The sequence below is a fragment of the Hyphococcus sp. D3-15 genome (genome assembly GCF_055809375.1).
Genome location: NZ_CM147910.1, coordinates 708,397 through 725,024, shown reverse-complemented (window position 1 = coordinate 725,024; position 16,628 = coordinate 708,397). Strand labels below are relative to the sequence as shown.

Annotated in this window: 15 protein-coding genes; 6 read left to right on the top strand and 9 right to left on the bottom strand. The window is 59.8% G+C overall.

Annotation, left to right across the window (positions count from 1 at the left end; translation table 11 throughout):
- Nucleotides 1–98 precede the first annotated feature (98 nt).
- The 4 genes from AC0L8G_RS03760 (at nt 99) to AC0L8G_RS03745 (ending at nt 5,011) form a co-directional block, all read left to right on the top strand.
- Entirely contained in the window at nt 99–386 is a 288-nt protein-coding gene (locus AC0L8G_RS03760) for a co-chaperone GroES (protein ID WP_473386918.1), read from the top strand.
- A 30-nt stretch (nt 387–416) separates the two neighbouring features.
- Nucleotides 417–2,078 carry a chaperonin GroEL gene (groL, locus tag AC0L8G_RS03755; RefSeq protein ID WP_473386917.1) on the top strand — a complete coding sequence of 554 codons (1,662 nt, stop codon included), beginning with the start codon at nt 417–419 and terminating at the stop codon, nt 2,076–2,078.
- Between the two features lie 303 nt (nt 2,079–2,381).
- A complete protein-coding gene (locus AC0L8G_RS03750; RefSeq protein ID WP_473386916.1) occupies nt 2,382–4,304 on the top strand; it encodes a hypothetical protein in 1,923 nt (640 codons plus the stop codon).
- Between the two features lie 62 nt (nt 4,305–4,366).
- The gene (locus AC0L8G_RS03745; protein ID WP_473386915.1) at nt 4,367–5,011 is read left to right on the top strand and encodes a MarC family protein; all 645 of its coding nucleotides are present in this window, start codon (nt 4,367–4,369) and stop codon (nt 5,009–5,011) included.
- A gap of 7 nt (nt 5,012–5,018) precedes the next feature.
- On the opposite strand, the gene AC0L8G_RS03740 is transcribed toward AC0L8G_RS03745, so the two are convergent.
- The 4 genes from AC0L8G_RS03740 to AC0L8G_RS03725 form a co-directional block, all read right to left on the bottom strand.
- Nucleotides 5,019–5,420, bottom strand: a complete 402-nt coding sequence (locus AC0L8G_RS03740) for a hypothetical protein (RefSeq protein ID WP_473386913.1) — start codon at nt 5,418–5,420, stop codon at nt 5,019–5,021.
- An 86-nt stretch (nt 5,421–5,506) separates the two neighbouring features.
- On the bottom strand, nt 5,507–6,352 hold the full coding sequence (locus tag AC0L8G_RS03735) for a DUF4908 domain-containing protein (protein ID WP_473386912.1): 846 nt from the start codon (nt 6,350–6,352) through the stop codon (nt 5,507–5,509).
- Between the two features lie 118 nt (nt 6,353–6,470).
- Nucleotides 6,471–7,196: an acetoacetyl-CoA reductase gene (phbB, locus tag AC0L8G_RS03730; RefSeq protein ID WP_473386910.1), complete on the bottom strand. Its 726-nt coding sequence runs from the start codon at nt 7,194–7,196 to the stop codon at nt 6,471–6,473.
- 48 nt (nt 7,197–7,244) lie between these two features.
- Nucleotides 7,245–8,420 carry an acetyl-CoA C-acetyltransferase gene (locus AC0L8G_RS03725; RefSeq protein ID WP_473386908.1) on the bottom strand — a complete coding sequence of 392 codons (1,176 nt, stop codon included), beginning with the start codon at nt 8,418–8,420 and terminating at the stop codon, nt 7,245–7,247.
- Nucleotides 8,421–8,654: 234 nt separating this feature from the next.
- Here AC0L8G_RS03725 and phaR point away from each other — a divergent pair, with 234 nt between their 5' ends.
- On the top strand, nt 8,655–9,263 hold the full coding sequence (phaR, locus tag AC0L8G_RS03720; RefSeq protein WP_473386907.1) for a polyhydroxyalkanoate synthesis repressor PhaR: 609 nt from the start codon (nt 8,655–8,657) through the stop codon (nt 9,261–9,263).
- Between the two features lie 3 nt (nt 9,264–9,266).
- Here the strand turns inward: phaR and AC0L8G_RS03715 are convergent, their stop codons facing one another.
- The 3 genes from AC0L8G_RS03715 to AC0L8G_RS03705 form a co-directional block, all read right to left on the bottom strand.
- Nucleotides 9,267–11,030, bottom strand: coding sequence for an EAL domain-containing protein (locus tag AC0L8G_RS03715; RefSeq protein ID WP_473386906.1), 1,764 nt, complete (start codon nt 11,028–11,030; stop codon nt 9,267–9,269).
- A 412-nt stretch (nt 11,031–11,442) separates the two neighbouring features.
- Nucleotides 11,443–11,856 (bottom strand): hypothetical protein, encoded by a 414-nt coding sequence (locus tag AC0L8G_RS03710; RefSeq protein WP_473386904.1) that lies wholly within the window; start codon nt 11,854–11,856, stop codon nt 11,443–11,445.
- Between the two features lie 130 nt (nt 11,857–11,986).
- On the bottom strand, nt 11,987–12,736 hold the full coding sequence (locus AC0L8G_RS03705) for a glycosyltransferase family 2 protein (protein ID WP_473386903.1): 750 nt from the start codon (nt 12,734–12,736) through the stop codon (nt 11,987–11,989).
- A gap of 166 nt (nt 12,737–12,902) precedes the next feature.
- Between AC0L8G_RS03705 and AC0L8G_RS03700 the strand changes: the two genes are divergently transcribed.
- On the top strand, nt 12,903–14,396 hold the full coding sequence (locus AC0L8G_RS03700; protein ID WP_473386901.1) for an ArnT family glycosyltransferase: 1,494 nt from the start codon (nt 12,903–12,905) through the stop codon (nt 14,394–14,396).
- On the opposite strand, the gene AC0L8G_RS03695 is transcribed toward AC0L8G_RS03700, so the two are convergent.
- Both AC0L8G_RS03695 and AC0L8G_RS03690 read right to left on the bottom strand, forming a co-directional pair.
- The gene (locus tag AC0L8G_RS03695) at nt 14,381–15,364 is read right to left on the bottom strand and encodes a glycosyltransferase family 2 protein (RefSeq protein ID WP_473386899.1); all 984 of its coding nucleotides are present in this window, start codon (nt 15,362–15,364) and stop codon (nt 14,381–14,383) included. The genes AC0L8G_RS03700 and AC0L8G_RS03695 overlap by 16 nt on opposite strands.
- Nucleotides 15,361–16,626, bottom strand: coding sequence for an O-antigen ligase family protein (locus tag AC0L8G_RS03690; RefSeq protein WP_473386897.1), 1,266 nt, complete (start codon nt 16,624–16,626; stop codon nt 15,361–15,363). The genes AC0L8G_RS03695 and AC0L8G_RS03690 overlap by 4 nt, the downstream gene beginning before the upstream one ends.
- Between the last annotated feature and the right edge of the window lie 2 nt (nt 16,627–16,628).

Below are 16,628 nucleotides of genomic sequence, written 5' to 3'. Positions count from 1 at the left end.
CACCGACAGGGAGTGCCAGCAGCGGTGTGAGACCGCCTGCTTTTTCAGATTAACCGGTTGTTTTTATTTAAAAAACACGACCCAGGGAGACATAGAACATGGCTTTTCGGCCTCTCCATGACCGCGTGCTGGTCCGCCGCATCGAAGAAGACCAGAAAACTGCTGGGGGCATCATCATCCCCGACACCGCAAAAGAAAAACCACAGCAAGGTGAAGTCGTTGCCGTTGGCAATGGCGCGCGCGGCGACGACAACGAAATCGTACCGCTCGACGTAAAAGCCGGCGACAAGATTCTGTTCGGCAAGTGGTCCGGCTCCGAAGTGAAAATCGGCGCTGAAGATCTCTTGATCATGAAAGAATCCGACATCCTCGGGATCATCGACTAACCCCACAGTTCAGATTTAAGGAGAAGCAATATGGCTGCTAAGGAAGTCAAATTCGACGTCGAAGCGCGCGAAAAAATGCTGCGCGGCGTCGATATCCTCGCCAACGCGGTGAAAGTGACTCTCGGCCCGAAAGGCCGCAACGTCGTCATCGACAAATCGTTCGGCGCACCGCGCACGACGAAAGACGGCGTCACTGTCGCCAAGGAAATCGAACTTGAAGACAAGTTCGAAAACATGGGCGCGCAGATGGTGCGTGAAGTTGCGTCGAAAACCAACGACGAAGCCGGCGACGGCACAACGACCGCAACCGTTCTCGCCCAGGCGATCGTGAAAGAAGGCGCAAAAGCTGTCGCCGCCGGCATGAACCCGATGGACCTGAAGCGCGGCGTCGAACTCGCCGTGACCAAAGTCGTCGAGGACATCAAAGCGCGCGCAACGAAAATCGCCTCCTCTTCCGAGATCGCTCAGGTCGGCACGATTTCCGCCAATGGCGAAAAAGAAATCGGCGAAATGATCGCAAAAGCGATGGAAAAAGTCGGCAATGAAGGCGTCATCACGGTTGAAGAAGCCAAAACGGCTGAAACCGAACTCGATGTCGTTGAAGGCATGCAGTTCGATCGCGGCTACCTGTCGCCTTACTTCATCACCAATGCCGAGAAGATGATTGCGGAACTTGAAGATCCGTACATTCTTCTGCACGAGAAAAAACTCGGCAATCTTCAGTCGCTCCTGCCGCTTCTTGAAGCCGTCGTCCAATCCGGCCGTCCGCTGCTGATCATCGCAGAAGACGTCGAAGGCGAAGCGCTTGCGACCCTCGTGGTCAACAAGCTGCGCGGCGGCCTGAAAATCGCTGCTGTGAAAGCCCCTGGCTTCGGTGATCGCCGCAAAGCGATGCTCGAAGACATTGCGATCCTCACCGGCGGCCAGGTCATCTCCGAAGACATCGGCATCAAGCTCGAAAATGTCACGCTCGACATGCTCGGCACCGCCAAGAAAGTCTCGATCAACAAAGACGACACGACCATCGTCGACGGCGCTGGCGAAAAAGCGGACATCGAAGCCCGCACCAGCCAGATCCGCAAGCAGATCGAAGACACCACCTCCGATTACGACCGTGAAAAACTGCAAGAGCGTCTGGCGAAACTCGCCGGCGGTGTTGCCGTGATCAAAGTCGGCGGCGTGACGGAAATCGAAGTGAAAGAACGCAAAGACCGCGTCGATGACGCGCTCAACGCAACCCGCGCCGCTGTCGAAGAAGGCATCGTTCCGGGCGGCGGCTCTGCGCTGCTTTACGCGTCGAAAGCGCTTGAAGGCCTGAAGGGCGACAACCCTGACCAGACCGCTGGCGTCAACATCATTCGCCGCGCTTTGCAGGCGCCGATCCGTCAGATCGTCAAAAACGCTGGCGGCGAAGGCTCCATCGTTGTGGGCAAACTGCTTGAGCAGGACAACTTCAAGTTCGGCTTCAACGCCCAGACCGACGAATATTGCGACCTGATCGCAGCCGGCATCGTCGACCCGGCGAAAGTCGTGCGTCATGCGTTGCAGGATGCAGCGTCGGTCGCTGGCCTGTTGATCACCACCGAAGCCATGATCGCAGACGCGCCAAAAAAAGATAACGCCGGCGCCGGCGGCGGGATGCCCGGCGGAATGCCTGGCGGCATGGGCGGCATGGGCGGCATGGACTTCTAATCCAGCCAACCAACGAATTAGTTGCGTAACGGAAAGGGCGGCTCAAACGAGCCGCCCTTTTTTTGTTTCGAACGTTTCTAATGTCACCTTGGCTAATTTTAGTTTGAAGCTCTTTTTTATTGTGCCAATGTTTTGGCATGTCAGATCAGAAAACCAGTCGTTTCGCGTGGGCGCGAGGCTTCACACCAAACGTGGAAGAGGAGAAAATACTCAACGCAGCGGCAGCTGGAACAATTGCTGAATTCACCGAAGAAGCCAAAATCCGCGGGGAATTTCTGCGTATATTGATGTTGGGTGTGCGAGATGATTGGCCCGTGGCTCCGCAAGGCATCCGAGATCGGGTCTGCTGAGAACACACGCTTATTGACGATTGAAGGGGATATAGACCTTGAAAATGCGCGCGCCGCCGATGGCCGAGCCCTACCCGCGCTAACGATAAAAAGCGCAAATTTCACCGGCACAATTGAGCTTGCGAGTAGTCATATAAAACTTCTCGATCTCGAAGACGGCAACGAGCTGCGCTTGTTGGCGAATTTCGCTAAGTTCGACAGCAATGTCTGGCTAGATGACTGCCGATTTAAAGGGCGTGTTAGCTTGGGCGGCGCGCAGATTGGCGGGGAATTCTCTGCCTGCCGTGCGGAATTCGATAATCCGGGTGACGTCGCTCTCAACCTTCAAAGCGCTTCCGTTAAGGGCGGCGTGTATTTGACTGATGCAAAAGCAAAGGGGTGTGTTTACGCAGGAAATCTAGCGACCGAAGGGCAGTTCTTTGCCAACGGTGCGGAATTCGAAAACCCCAATGACAACGCCCTTCACCTGCAAGGTGCCACAATTTTAGACGGCGTGTTTTTGCGTGATACCAAAACGAAAGGACGCATTTATGCGGCTCGGCTGAATACTGACGGCATATTTTCTGCAAATGGCTCAAAATTCGATAATCCCAATGGCGACGGCCTTTATTTGCAAGGTTCTTTTATTAAAGGCGGCGTGTTTCTGCGTAGCACGAAGATAAATGGGTGTTTCCATGCCGGCGACGCCATAATTGAAGGCTGCATTGATGCGCAAGGTGCGGAATTCCATAATCCGTCTGATTTTGCCATTAATCTCCAAGGCACTGTAATCAAAAGCGGGCTTTATTTAAGAGGCAATGAACAACCAGCCTCAATCAAGGGATGCCTTCACGCACCAAATGCCGTTTTCGGGAACTTCGTGCTTCATGGTACGCATTTCGATTGCCTTGCCGCCGCTCGCGCGATGGACCTTCGGCGCTCCAAAGTCATAAACGATTGCTTGCTCGAAGATGCGGCGGTGAATGGTACTGTCGCGGCGGTCGGCATAGTCGTCGGCGGCGAACTCAAGCTTAGCGGCCTCCGGCCCGGAGAAGGTGAGACGCCGCTAAAACTCGACCTAAGGCATGCACGCATTGAGGGCGTACTGGAAAGCCTTTGTCTAGGCACCAACAGCCGAGATGAGAGTCCAGAACTTTTCGATCTCTCGGGCGCTTATATCGAAACGCTACAGGATGATCCAATAAAAGGCTGGGCAGATCACGTCATTCTTGATCGAGCTGTATATAAATCAATCTGGGTGCATAAGAACGGAGCTGGCAAGGGCGGTGCAAAATGCTTGTTCGAAACTCGGCTCGCGTGGTTACTTCGGGAATACGAAAGCGGCATGCCAGGTTGTGATAACTTCAGCCCACAGCCATTTGAACATCTCGCCAAAACCTTGCGCGCTCAAGGAGAAACCGAGGCCGCTAACTTAATCGCAGCAAGGAAACAGCGCCTTGAGCGCAAATGTCAGAAAAGGCGCTTTCCGAACCTTTTGAGCCTGCTTCTCGATTTTACATCACGCTACGGCTATTCTCCAGTCCGTGCACTGCTCTGCTTTTTCGGATGGGTACTTCTTGGCGGGTTTGCGGCGCTTTGCTTTGACGCCCTTGACCCGATCGGCTTTCAGTCTGAGCTTATAGTCAGCCAGCCCATCAGCAACTTCGAACCGTTTATTTACGCCCTCGATCTTGTCACCCCATTTGTGGAATTCGGACAGGCGGAAAACTACCGGATTGCACCAACATGTCTTCCCTTTCCACCCTTTTTGCCACTGTTCCCTGACCGCGCGTGGTGTGAAGCACTCGAATGGGCGCAAGGCTTCTACTCAGTCATCGGCTATGTGCTCTTTTCGATCCTAGTCCTGACGCTTACCGGTGTCCTTCGACGAGACTAATCGCTTTTTTCTTGCCCAAATCCTTGCATTTAGGCAGAAGCGAAAGGGAAGGACCCCGCCCTATGCTCGCTGAAATCCTGCCCGTCTTCACCACCGCTTTCGTGACGCTGTTCATCGTCATCGATCCGATCCTGGTGACGCCGATCTTTGCGTCGCTGACCAAGGACGAGCTGCCGCGCGAGCGGCTTCGCATCGCCTTTATGGCGGCGGTCTATTCGGTCGGCATCCTTGTGGTGTTCGGCTTCGCCGGCAACGCCATGCTGCACCATCTCGGCGTCACGCTGGAAGCGTTTCGCGCCGCCATGGGCATCATCCTGTTCATTATGGGCTTTCGGATGTTCTTCGATCCGGACAGTGAAACACAGGCGAAAACGCCGGGCCCGAAAGCCTCGGCGCGCGACAATATCGCGTTCTTTCCGCTGGCCATGCCGATGCTGGCCGGGCCGGGCTCCATCGCCACGGTGATGCTGCTGATGGGCCCCGGTTCCGATTACATCCACAAGGGCGCGACGCTGACCGCGATGGTCATCGTGCTGATGATCGCCGTCCTCATGATGTCCTTCGCCAGCCGCATTGGCGACGCGCTCGGCCGCACCGGCATGAATGCGATCACCAGAATTCTCGGCATGTTGCTGATGGCGCTGTCAACGCAATATGTGTTTGACGGCGTGCGCATCGGCATTCTGGAAAAAATCAGCGCAGGGTAAAAGTCCGCTAGCGCGCGCTGGCGCCATAGACCAGCGTCGACCCGCTATAATCCGCACCCGAACCATCGCCGGTGCAGATGAACCGCGTCACCCGCGGCGCACCGCCATTGCGGCACTCGGTTTCGATTTCGGACAGGCCGCGATCGCAAGCCTTGGCGACATCCGACCCTTCCGGCCAGTCATCAAAGCTCGACCAGTCGATCGAAACGTCGAACTGGATGCCGCATAATTGCTGCGTGTAACTTGCCTGATCTTCGAGCGTGCGCTCATCGGCCTGCTGCGCCCGGATCGCCCGCAAGGACTGCATCGCCAGCGCCGAACTCGCCGCGCCGGCCAGCATCACGCCCGCAAACAAGGCGCAAAACGCCCTGATGGCTGGGTATCGCGATATGGCGGTCGGCTTGCTCATGGTCTCACTTTTCACGGTCAATGCGGCTGTTTTAAGACCGAAAGCTGCGAAAATTCTAAACAACCGGGCGATTTGCGCCTGACGATTTACAGGCTCGCCTCAAGGAAATGCGCCACCATGGAAGATGACGGCCGCCCGCCAATGTCCAGATTAGGGACATAGACGACTTCCAGCACCGTCCCGTTCAGGGCCACATCCGGCGCCGCGCCGGGCAGAAACGCGACCCGTTTGATCCGCTCGGCGATCACCCGCGCGCCAATAGGGTCGTCGGCCACGCTGGCGAGCCCTTTGGCGGCGGTCAGCACCGCATCAGCCAGCACCGCCGCATTGGGGCTGCGCGCCCGGCTGCCGGCGCCCACATCGAACAGGATGGTCGCGCCGACCCGCGCGCTAACCTGCGCCGCGGCGCCTTGCGCCCGGCGCTGGGCGGCGACGTAGTCGAGAAAGGGCAGCGCCAGCGGCTGATCATCGCCGAAGGATTTCGACGCGGCGATGCCATGGGTCTCGCTCGGCCAGAACACCGTCGCGCCGCCATAAGCGGCGATGCGCAACAAGGTCTCGCCCTCATCGGATTTGTAAATGATGTCGCCGCGCGGACCGCGCGTCGCATGAAGCAAATGGATTTCCGGCGTCGGCCCCGCCGCATCGAGCACGCAATCGATGCGCGCATCTTCCGGCGAACACAAAAACTGCACCCTGGCGACGGCGCCGCGCTCTTCAAACAGGAAAGCGCGATCATCGCTGGTCAGCACATAGCGCTCCACCGCGCCCGCCGCATGATTTTCAAGACTGCTTTGTTCCTGACGCTTGCCCACAAGCGCCGCAAACGGATTATCGGAAAACTGCGCGCAAGCGGGCCCGCCCGCCGCAAAGGCGGCGATCAAAAAGCCGGCCGCAACACGGGCGAAGCGCGCGCGGCGGCTGGCGGTCAAGGGGGGCGCCTGGTTCATCGTGGGGCGCATACTAGGCTGCGATTTTGGTGAAAAAAGGGCCCCGGAACGGAATTTCCCATGCCGGAGCCCCTTTCATTTCAATGCCTTGGCGCGCGCGTCAGGAGGCGCAATATTGCCCGCCATTGGCGGTCAACACGGCCCCGGTGATGAAGCCGGCCTTGTCGTCAGCCAGAAAGGCGACGCAATCGCCGATCTCGTCGGCCTCGCCAAGACGCCCGACGGGTATCTGGGACGCGATCTTTTTCAGCACATCCTCATTCATCGCGGCGACCATTTCCGTCGCGATATAGCCCGGCGCGACCGCATTGACGGTGACGCCTTTAAACGCGCCTTCCTGGGCCAGCGCGCGGGTGAAGCCGATCATGCCGGCCTTGGCGGCGGAATAATTGGTCTGGCCCATCTGGCCCTTTTGCCCGTTGATCGAGGAAATGTTGACGATGCGCCCGAAGCCGCGCTCGCGCATGCCCGGAAACACCTGATGGGTCATGTTGAAGACGCTATCGAGATCGGCGCGCATCACTTCGGACCATTGTTGCGGCGTCAGCTTGTGGAACATGCCGTCGCGCGTAATGCCCGCATTGTTGACGAGGATGTCCGTCGGTCCCTGCGCCGCTTCAATCTCGGCGACGCCCGCTTTGCAAGCCTCGTAATCGCCGACATCCCATTTATAGCCCTGTACGCCGGTTTCATCCTTGAACTTCGCCGCCGCATCATCATTGCCCGCATAGGTCGCCGCGACCTTGCAGCCTTTTTCTTTCAGCGCCAGACAAATCGCGCGGCCGATGCCGCGCGTGCCGCCGGTGACAATTGCTGTTCTTGTCATGTTTCTCTCCCTGTCTTTTTCGCCTGCCATACCACGACTATAGGCCTCCTAGCGCTCAACGCAGAGCGCCACGCCCATGCCGCCGCCAATGCACAATGTCGCAAGCCCTTTCGACTTGCCCGAGCGTTTCAGCTCATGCAGCAGCGTCGTCAGAATGCGCGCGCCCGACGCCCCGATCGGGTGCCCGATGGCGATGGCGCCGCCATTGACGTTCACTTTCGATGCGTCCCAGCCGAGCTCTTTGCCGACTGCAAGCGACTGCGCCGCAAAGGCTTCGTTGGCCTCGATCAGGTCGAGATCATCAAGCGACCAGCCGGCTTTTTCCAGCGCCAAGCGGGACGCCGGCGCCGGGCCGATGCCCATGATGGACGGGTCGACGCCGCAATGCGCCCATGATGCGATGCGGGCCAGCGGCGCAAGACCGCGCTTGTCGGCTTCTGCTTCCGACATCACCACCAGCGCCGCGGCGCCGTCATTAAGGCCCGACGCATTCGCCGCGGTCACGGAGCCGCCATCGCGTTTAAACGCCGGCTTCAATCCGGAAATGCCGTCAATCGTCACGCCGTCGCGAATATATTCGTCCGTTTCGAAAACGATTTCGCTCTTGCGCGTCTTGATCACGACCGGAACGATTTCGTCTTTGAATTTTCCGGCCTTCTTCGCCGCTTCCGCCTTGTTCTGGCTGGCGACCGCAAAGGCGTCCTGATCTTCGCGGGAGATCTGATATTTCTCGGCGAGATTTTCCGCCGTCATGCCCATGTGATAATCGTTGAAGACATCCCAAAGACCGTCCGTGATCATCACGTCGGCAAAACTTTTCGGACCCATCTTCTGGCCTTCGCGCAGATGCGCCGCATGCGGAGCGAGGCTCATATTCTCATGGCCGCCCGCGACCACCACCGACGCATCGCCAAGCCGCACCGCCTGCGCCGCCATGGCGACCGCACGCAGACCCGAACCGCAAACCTGGTTGATGGTCATGGCCGGCTTTTCAATCGCGATGCCTGCGCCGATCGACGCCTGGCGCGCAGTGTTCTGGCCCTGCCCGGCTTGCAGCACATGACCCATGACCGTTTCGTCCACGTCGGCGCCGCTGATCCCGGCGCGCTCCAAGGCGGCGGCGATAACCGTCTCGCCTAGTTTCGCAGCCGGAACAGTCGCCAATCCGCCACCAAATGACCCGACTCCTGTTCGCGCCGCCGAAACGATGACTGCCCCGCTCATAGTGCCTCCTGACCTCGATTTGTGCGGCGGAAAGCTCGCAAGCGCATGCTCACGGCCTTGCCCGGCCCGCGAAGGATAAACAATCTCAAAGACTTACTGCTGCGAAAACTTGAGGTTAACGCGTATGCAAACCTTATTTTCATGGTATAGCAGGATTAGCAAGCGCACAAAATCATCGCGCTGCAGCGCCGCAACTCTTCGGCGGCGCCGCAAGGCATCGGGAGGGTTAGGGCTATGACAGAAAAAACCAAAGGTCGGGGCAGAACGGAAGGCGATGCGGTCGTCATCAAGAAATATGCGAACCGGCGTCTCTACAACACTGCGACCTCGTCTTATGTGACGCTCGATTTCCTCGCCGAGATGGTGAAGGAAGGCGAGGACTTTGTGGTTTTTGATGCGAAGTCCGGCGACGACATTACGCGCTCGGTGCTGACGCAAATTATCTTCGAGGAAGAAAGCAAGGGCCAGAACCTCTTGCCGATCCAGTTCCTGCGCCAGTTGATCAAATTCTATGGCGACAGCCTGCAAAGCTTCGTGCCGTCCTATCTGGAAATGAGCATGGACGCGTTTTCGCGCAATCAGGAAGAAATGCGCGGCCGCATGCGCGACGCCTTTGGCGGCGCCCCGGGCTATGCGATGTTTGAAGAAAGCGTCCGCAAGAATATGGAGCTTTACGAGCAGGCGATGAAAATGTTCTCGCCGCTTGGCCCATCCTATTCGCCGCAACGCACGACGCCCGCGCCCAAGCCGGGCGACGAAAATGAAGCCGATATCAATGCATTGAAATCGCAGGTCGAAGCCTTGCAGCGCAAGCTCGACAATCTCGAAGGCGGCGACGAATAACGCTTACGACTGGCGACGCTCGACCCGCTGCGGCGGATCATTCGGCGCGCCGTCCGGCAGCCAGTCCGGATTGGTTTCCGGCTTGCCGAGCAGGAAGCCCTGCAGATAATCGACGCCGAGCCCTTTGAGCAGCATGGCGTCCGCTTCATTGTCGACCCATTCCGCAACAGTCTGCATCCCGAAATTACGGGCCAGATCGAGCAGCGTGCGGACAAAGAGCTGGTTCTCGCGCGAGGAAGACACGCCGGTCACGAAGGAGCCGTCGATCTTCAAAATATCAATGTCCATCGCTTTCAGATTGCGGAAGGACGTGTAGCCGGCGCCGAAATCATCAATCCCGAACGAACAGCCGAGGCGCTTGATCTCGGAGACGAATTCAATCGATGCGTCGATGGCGTCGATCACCTGGGTTTCGGTCAGCTCGACGGTGATGCGCCGCGCAAGCTCCTGATTGGCGCGCAGCAGCGCGATATAACCCTCGGCCCAGACGAAATCCTTCACCGTCTCCATGGAGATGTTCACATTGAGATGGATATTCGGGCAGATGGCCAGCGTGTTGAGCGCCAGCTCCAGAACGCGCCGGTCGAGCAGATGCACCAGCCCGAGACGCTCCGCAGCCGGAATAAATTCCGGCGCGGGGATATTCTGTCCGTCATCGCCGCGCATGCGGATCAGGCATTCGAATTTCTTCGGCGCCTCATCGAGATCGGCGACGATCGGCTGAAAGGCGAGACGCACGCGGCGCTCGTTCAACGCGGTCAGAATGACGTCCGACATATGGGTGTTGCGCCGGCGCTGGGAAACGACGTCGGTCTTGTCGGAGAAAGCCGCCCAGCTTGATTTGCCGATGCGCTTGGCCGCGTCGAGCGCGGCTTCGGCGCGTGTCATCGCGACGTTGGACGCATCCGCCTGTTCCGGCAGGGCGACCGCGCCAAGACAGATCGACGCCGCAACCGCGCCGCCTTTGGTCTCGATAATGTTTTCACGCACCACATTGAGCAGCCGGACACAGGTCTGGCGCATATGGTCGGGATCGCTTTCAGCGAGGATGATGCCGAATTTGGTGCCGGCGACACGCCCGATTTGATCATTCGGCCCCAGCACGCCGCCAAGACGGATCGCCACTTCGGCGATCACCTTGTCCGCCGCTTCGAAACCGAAATCGGAATTCACGGCGCCGAGATCGTCAATGCCCACCATCAGATAGGCGCCTGACTGGCCGGACGCGGTCAGGCCGGCGATCTTTTCTTCAAGCGCCTTGCGCAAATGCGAGCGATTGAGATGACCGGTCAGCTCGTCATTGACCGCGAGCCAGGACAATTGCTCGTCATGGCGTTTGCGGCTTTCAATCGAGCGAATGACGCTGATCAGGCGGCGATTGGCGCCGGCCCCGATCCATCCGCCGCGCTCTTCCACCCAATGCCCCGCGCCGTCAGCGCGTTTCAATTGATATTCACAAGCATAGCTCGCGCGGGCGCCGGCAAAGGCTGCGGCGCGCGCTTCATCTTCCGCATCCTTGATGCAGGCCGAAAAGGCTTCGCTGGTGGTCGCCACCTGACCGCTTGCAACGCCGAAAATCCGCGCAGCCGCGTCTTCGTCGGACCATTTGAGGTCGCCGGCCTGTGGATCGAATTCAAACATGGTCTGCAGGCCGCGATCCGCGTTTTCAGCAGAATCGCTATCTGCCCCCGAAACGCTGCGCGCTGCAGGCGTCGCCGCGCCCTTTGGGGCGGCTTCGGTCTGTGCGGTTTCTTGCTGTTGTTTCAAGAGGAACGCCTTCGCGTTATCTGCCATTAAACCCACTCACATCATTAGGGCGCGACCTTACCCGCAAAGCCGTAAATAAAATTTGAAACGAGCGTGCGGCGACCGCCCGGAACTTTGGCGCAATTCTTGTGTTTCCATAAATGTGAAACGAGATCTTAACCTTCCGGTCCTGTGGAAAGCCGCCCCCGCGCGGTCGAAAGCGCCTGCGCCTGCCGCGCAACCCCGCGCCACGCTTAAGCTTGAGCCAATTCCAGCCCCCAGTCAGGCCAGCCTTAACGCCGCCATGGCCTATGCGCAGACGCAAACGCTTGCGTCCCATAATGGGCCACAAGCGCTCGATATTTATCTTTAAATTTTTTTCGTCCGACCGGTCAGACCACCGACATTCTGATCAGTCGAGGCGTGACATCAGCTAACTGGACAGGCCGCCGCCAACTGCGAGGTCGCGCCGCGCCGTCACCGTGGTGACGATGAAGCCTGCCATGAAGTCGAGAAACGTCATCGACATGAACAGGAAAAACACCGAATTGCCGAAGCCCTTAACGATGATGAACAGCAGCAGCGACACGACAAACACGACCACGGACAGCGCGTGGTTCATGATCGATTCCGATCCGGTTTTGGTCGAGCGCAAAAGTTCAATGAAGAGCAGCCCCATGCTCGCCAGCAGGAAAACATCGCCCCAGGTGACTTTCCACAGATCCGTCGACACCATCGGCAATTGCACGAAAGTGATTTCGTACCATTCCGCCCCCGCGGCCCCGGTCAGCGTCAGCACCGCAAAAACGACGAGGCTGATCGCCAATAATGGAAACATTTGATACATGGCTCGTATTTTCCTTCCTCACGCCGCTCCCCAGCGGCTGAACAGCCCGGCGGCCCCAATTCCGGTAAGCTTAACACGGGCGAGCCCGGGCGCCAAAACCGAAATCCCGCTTTTATTTCAGGCGCATCGATTACGCCTCTTCGTGAATTTCCCCGGGATGGCGCGCCCGCGCCTTTAACCAGATCACCCCCATCAAATCGCGAATTGCGACCAGCGCCCGCCCGATATTGGTGTATTTCGACACCCCATGCGCGCGGGCGCGGTGCGAGACCGGCGCAAACGCCACCTCATAGCCCTCGCGCGCAATCAGCGCCGGCAGATAGCGATGCATGTGGTCGAAATAGGGAAGCCGCAAAAACGCATCCCGGCGAAACACTTTGAGCCCGCAGCCGGTATCGGCGGCGCCGTCATTCAGCAATTTGCTCCGGATCGCATTGGCGGCCCGCGAGGCGGCCTTCTTGGCCGGACTGTCCTGACGGCCCTGACGTTCGCCGGCGACCATGGCGAAGCGTCCGCCTGACGCCGCCAATTGCTGATAGAGCGCCGGAATATCCGCCGGATCATTCTGCCCGTCGCCATCCAGCATGACGATGACCGGCGCCCGCGCCGCGAGGACGCCGGTGCGCAGGGCGCGGCTTTGCCCGGCGTTTTGCGCGTGACGAAGAAGGCGCAATTGCGGGATGTCCGCGCGCGCCGCTTTTAGCACTGACGCAGTGTCGTCGGTCGATGCGTCGTCGACAATGATGATTTCGTGATCGAACGCCGCCATCGCCGCGGCGATTTCCGCAACCAGCGCGACCGCCCCGCCCGCCTCATTATGCATGGGCGCGATGATGCTGATCATCGGAGAAATCATCGGCGATGGCGATGCGTCGGTCATGAGGCATGGTCATAAACGATCCGTTTGAATCGGTCACCTGCCTCTTGCGCCGCCTGATCGGCGCCCGCAACGGCGCTTGCCGTCATTGCCGGGCTCAATTACTCCAATCACATGCAAGGGCCGCGAATAAGATAAGGTCCGCGCCAGATGTTCATATGCGAGAGCAATGCAGCCTGACACCGACAACCAATCGACGACCCCGCTCTGGCGCAATTTCTGGGCGATCGCCGCGGCGCTGACGCTGGCGCGCATTGCAACATTGATCGCCACGCCGCTCGGGCTCGGGCCGGACGAAGCGCAATATTGGTTTTGGTCGCGCGATCTCGCTTTCGGATATTTCTCCAAGCCGCCGCTTATCGCCTGGGCGATCGCCGCGACCACCAGCCTGTTCGGCGATGGCGCCTGGGCAATCCGTCTGTCGGCGCCGTTGTTTCATCTGGGCGCGGCGGCGTTTTTATATGTCACCGCGAAATCGCTTTTCGGCGCGCGCGCTGCATTCTGGACCGGCCTTGGCTGGCTGGTGATGCCGGGCGTCATGCTGTCATCCTTCATCATGGCGACTGATGCGCCGCTCCTGTTTTTCTGGGCGGCGGCGATTTTCTTCCTGATGCGGATTATCCACGCAGACAAAACCGCGCCCGCATATTTCGCCGCACTTGGCGGCGCCATCGGCCTCGGTCTGATGGCGAAATATGCGATGATCTATTTCCCGGTCGCCATGGCGCTCATGATTGTCGCCGCGCCCGGCGCCCGGCGCGCCTTGTTTAAACCGGCGCTGCTGCTCACCGCCCTCATCGCGGTCGCCATCATGGCGCCCAATATGGCGTGGAATGCGGCGCATGATTTCCAGACCCTGTCGCACACCGCCGCCAACGCCCATTGGGGCGCCGGGCTGTTCAAGCCGTTGAACCTCCTTGTCTTCACTGCTGGTCAGTTCGCCGTGTTCGGCCTCATCCCGTTTGCGGCGCTGGTTTATATCTGCATGCGCTGGCGCCGCCTTCGCCTCAATGAAACACATCTGCTGTTGCTCATCCTCGCGCTGACGCCGCTGATTATCGTTGCGGGACAGGCGTTTCTTTCCCGCGCCCACGCCAACTGGGCGGCGGCGGCCTATCCCGCCTCAATGCTGCTCGTCACCGGATTTTTGCTCGAACGAAAACAGGCGCGATGGGTGAAAGCGAACGCCGCCTTGCACGGCGCCGCATTTTTTTGTTTCACTCTCGCCATGGTGCAACCGGGCCTTGCCGAGCGCGCCGGGCTTGCGGGCGCGGTGAAAGATCTGCGCGGCTGGCGGGAACAGACCAACGCCATCATGGCCTATGCGCCGGGTTATGACGCAGTGCTGATCGATGACCGTTATCTGATCGGCGAGATGTTCTATCACCAGCAAAACAGCCCGGTCGAAATCGCCGCCATCGACCCCAACGCCGCCATCGACAATCATTTTGAAGCCTTTCGCCATTTCGACCCAGCGCGCATGAAGCGCGTGCTGTTCGTCACCACCCGCGATGATGCGGCGCATGTGGATTATCGCTTTCACGACATCCGCCGCCTGGGCGTTGTCGAAGCAAGTCCCGGCGGCGAGACGCGCCGCTATGCGCTGTATGAATTATCCGGCTATTTCGGCCCGCCCGACGGGATCTATCACCGGCCGGACTGACGGCGCGCCAGCGCCAGCGCCCGCCGTGCGCCGCGAAGTCCGACCCGAAGGGAAAACCCCAGTAATCGCAAGGCCTTGGCGATGGCTCGCTTGACAAACAAGACGCCGAACATCGCCCAGAGCGCGCCATCCGCCAGCCACAAAAAGGGGCGCGGATAGGCGTCAGCGAAATGCGTGTGGAAATAGCGGATGACGCCCGCCGTTTTACGCGCCTCGATTTTCACCGGATTGGCGCGGCTTGAACTTTTGAAATGCGTCACCGCCACATGCGGATTGAACCAGACCTTGCCGCCCGCCTTGGCGAAACGCAGACAGAAATCCACATCCTCCACATGCATGAAATAGCGCTCATCCATGCCGCCGATTGCGTCATAGTCTTCGCGCGGCATGAACATCACCGCGCCGGAAATCGTCGGCGTTTCGGCGATCTGATCCGGACAGTCATCCGTATGCAGATTGAAGCGCCGGAAATAGGGATGCTGGGGCGCCAGCCGGTAGAGCTTGGTCGCCTCGACAAAGGCGCTCCATGGCGTCAGCACCCGCCGGCGCGAGCCTTGTTGTTCCGCGCCATCAGGGTCCACAAGCTTCGCGCCCATCAGCCAGGGCCGCGCAAGCTGCGCGCTGTCGGCGAGCATTCGCGCCAACCCGCCTGCAGGCATCAGCGCATCAGGATTGATGATCAGAATATACTCGCCCTGCGCCGATCGCGCGCCGAGATTGCATCCGGCGGCGAAACCGATATTGCCCTGGCCCGACAGGATGCGAACCGGCGCGCCCGCCTGATTGCCCGCTTGATCGCGTGCCGCCGCCTGCTCAATTTCGCCGGGGAAGTTGCCATTGTCGACCAGCACGATCTCGGCGATTTCCCGCTGCGCCCGCAGCGCCGCCAAGGCGCGCGACAATAACGGCCCGGTGTAATAGCTGACGACAATCGCCGAGACGCATGGCCGTGTTTCCGGCCCGCTCATCGTTTTTCCAGCGTGTGCGCCAGCGCAACGCCCGATGCGGCGAGCGCCATCGCCGCCAGGCGCCAGACCTGCCACAGGCTGCCCTCAACCAGAATGGAGACAATGACGGCGACAAAGGCGCCGGACGCCGCCGCGCTCACGGCGATGGAAAGGCGCGCCCGGAGCAGCGTGGTCAGACAGAAATACAGAAACAGCGCCGTCGCAATCACGCCGGGAAGTCCGAGTTCAAGCCAGATCTGCAAAAACACATTATGGGGATGCACCGGAATGACGGAAAGCGGCGCGACCACCCCCGGCACCGTCACCATCGGCGCCGCATCATTCCACATTCGCGCATAATCGGCGCCGCAGCCCGCCGGCAAACAGGCGAGCGCCTCATGCGCGGTCGCGCGCCAGATCGCCAGCCGGTGCAGCGACGATGACGCGGCCGCCAGCGTTTCCGGCGCCATGCCCGCCTCCGCCTGACGGTAAATCGCTTCAACCGGAATCAGCGCGGCGATGAACGGGGCGAGCAGCAGTAATGCAATCGCGGTCAATCCGGCGGTCCGCATGGTGGTGCGCGGCGCGATAAGCGCGGCGAGCACGGCGAGGAACCCCGCGCCAAGCGCCACCACATTGGCGAGCACGTCATTGCTCACCGCCGCCGCAACACCAAGGGCGATGACGCATAGTGCCGCGGTCCGCGACCATTGCCGCACAGCGATGGCGGCGGCGGGAAACAGGGCCGGCGCCAGCGCCGTAACGCCGCGCCCCAGCGCGATGATGTCCCGCGCGCCGGAACTTTCCTGCGGCGGCAACAAGCGGCGCAGGATGCCTTCGGTCACGCCTTCAAAAGCGAGAATGATCATGCCGCCGCATATGGCCAGCAGGAAGGCGCGGCCGAGCCGCCAGGCCCACAGGCGCGACACATTGAGCGAAAACCAGACGACGCTGCCGCCGACCAAAGCGGGCGCCAGCACATAAAGAAACAAATTATATTGATGCTTGGGCGACCAGAAGCCGGAGAGGAAAATCCACAGCGCCAGAAACAGGAGCGACACAAAACCGGCGAAGCGCGGATCGCGCAATGACGGATTGTCGAACAATTTGCCGAACGCCGCCTGCCAGAAATCGCCGCGCGCGAAAGCGGGAAGGCTCGCCAGCAACAGCCACGGGGCAACGCCGCGATGGCCGAACACTGCGGTCAGCGGCAGCAGAAAAAACAGCGCATAAAACCAGCGCCGGCTCGCCTTGTCCCGTTTTTCACGCCAGTGTGCCGCCATGA

Coding starts and splice junctions, on each gene's coding strand:
- phbB (WP_473386910.1), bottom strand. CDS start 7,196: ATGACAAGAACAGCAATTGTCACCGGCGGCACGCGCGGCATCGGCCGC.
- phaR (WP_473386907.1), top strand. CDS start 8,655: ATGACAGAAAAAACCAAAGGTCGGGGCAGAACGGAAGGCGATGCGGTC.
- AC0L8G_RS03710 (WP_473386904.1), bottom strand. CDS start 11,856: ATGTATCAAATGTTTCCATTATTGGCGATCAGCCTCGTCGTTTTTGCG.
- AC0L8G_RS03725 (WP_473386908.1), bottom strand. CDS start 8,420: ATGAGCGGGGCAGTCATCGTTTCGGCGGCGCGAACAGGAGTCGGGTCA.
- AC0L8G_RS03750 (WP_473386916.1), top strand. CDS start 2,382: ATGATTGGCCCGTGGCTCCGCAAGGCATCCGAGATCGGGTCTGCTGAG.
- AC0L8G_RS03695 (WP_473386899.1), bottom strand. CDS start 15,364: ATGAGCGGGCCGGAAACACGGCCATGCGTCTCGGCGATTGTCGTCAGC.
- AC0L8G_RS03745 (WP_473386915.1), top strand. CDS start 4,367: ATGCTCGCTGAAATCCTGCCCGTCTTCACCACCGCTTTCGTGACGCTG.
- groL (WP_473386917.1), top strand. CDS start 417: ATGGCTGCTAAGGAAGTCAAATTCGACGTCGAAGCGCGCGAAAAAATG.
- AC0L8G_RS03760 (WP_473386918.1), top strand. CDS start 99: ATGGCTTTTCGGCCTCTCCATGACCGCGTGCTGGTCCGCCGCATCGAA.
- AC0L8G_RS03740 (WP_473386913.1), bottom strand. CDS start 5,420: ATGAGCAAGCCGACCGCCATATCGCGATACCCAGCCATCAGGGCGTTT.
- AC0L8G_RS03700 (WP_473386901.1), top strand. CDS start 12,903: ATGCAGCCTGACACCGACAACCAATCGACGACCCCGCTCTGGCGCAAT.
- AC0L8G_RS03690 (WP_473386897.1), bottom strand. CDS start 16,626: ATGGCGGCACACTGGCGTGAAAAACGGGACAAGGCGAGCCGGCGCTGG.
- AC0L8G_RS03705 (WP_473386903.1), bottom strand. CDS start 12,736: ATGACCGACGCATCGCCATCGCCGATGATTTCTCCGATGATCAGCATC.